The following is a 1,082-nucleotide window of genomic DNA, read 5'->3' on the forward strand; positions in this document are numbered from 1 at the left end:
AATGCGGGTCATACTTTAATAGTAGGTGGAAGCGTTACTGTAAACACAGGCGGAAGCTTAACCATTAATAACAATGCAGCATTGCGTCAAATAGACAATGCAGCAGTAAATTCAGGAAACATCATTGTAAGAAGAAATTCACAACCAATGATTCGTCAAGACTATACTGCTTGGTCATCGCCAGTAGTAGGACAACAATTATTAGCTTTTTCACCAAACACGGTTGCTACTCGTTTTTACCAATATCTTTATACTGGAACTACAACGCCAACAGCTTATCAATCAGTTACACCAACTAATAATTTCTTGGCAGGTAAAGGATACATGATTCGCGTTGATAATACTTGGTCATCAACTGTTGCTTCTGCTTATAATGGTCAATTTACGGGAGTTCCTACAAATGGAGTTGTAAATCAAAGTATTGGTGCAGGTTATAACTTATTAGGAAATCCGTATGCTTCTCCTATCAATGCAAATACTTTCTTAACAGACAATGCAAGCGTGGGAACATTATATTTCTGGACAAATACTACAGCGGCTAGTGGTGGTGTTTACCCACAAAACAACTTTGCTGCTTATACAACCCTTGGAGGTACGGCTGCTTTTGGAAGTGCTGTAATTCCAAACGGAACAATTCAAACAGGGCAAGGTTTTTATGTACAAGCTAGTGCAGCTGATGCCATTGATTTTAACAATGCGCAACGTGTAAATGCTTCAACAAGCACACAATTCTTTAAAACAACAAACCAAGTGAGTTCAACAACAGTTGCTGAAAAACATAGAATTTGGTTCAATTTGAATGATGAAAACACATCATACAATCAAATGTTGTTAGGTTACATGCAAGGAGCTACAAATAGTTTTGATAATATGATTGATGGAAAAGTTTTGGACGATACTAAGCCAACATTGTTTAACATTATCAATACTGATAAATATGTAATCCAAGGAAGAAGTTTGCCATTTACAGATACTGATGTTGTTGCATTAGGGTTAAAAGTATTAACTCCAGGCACATATTCTATTTCTATTGAAAATGTTGATGGATTATTTACAACTCAAGATGTATTTATTAAAGACAA

1 pseudogene is annotated in these 1,082 nt (G+C 35.8%); it reads left to right on the forward strand.

The annotated features are described in order from the left end of the window. Window positions 1–1,082: pseudogene (locus G4L40_RS12850) on the forward strand (hypothetical protein); the annotation flags it as partial.

Source organism: Flavobacterium celericrescens (genome assembly GCF_011392075.1).
GTDB classification, from domain to species: Bacteria; Bacteroidota; Bacteroidia; order Flavobacteriales; family Flavobacteriaceae; genus Flavobacterium; species Flavobacterium celericrescens.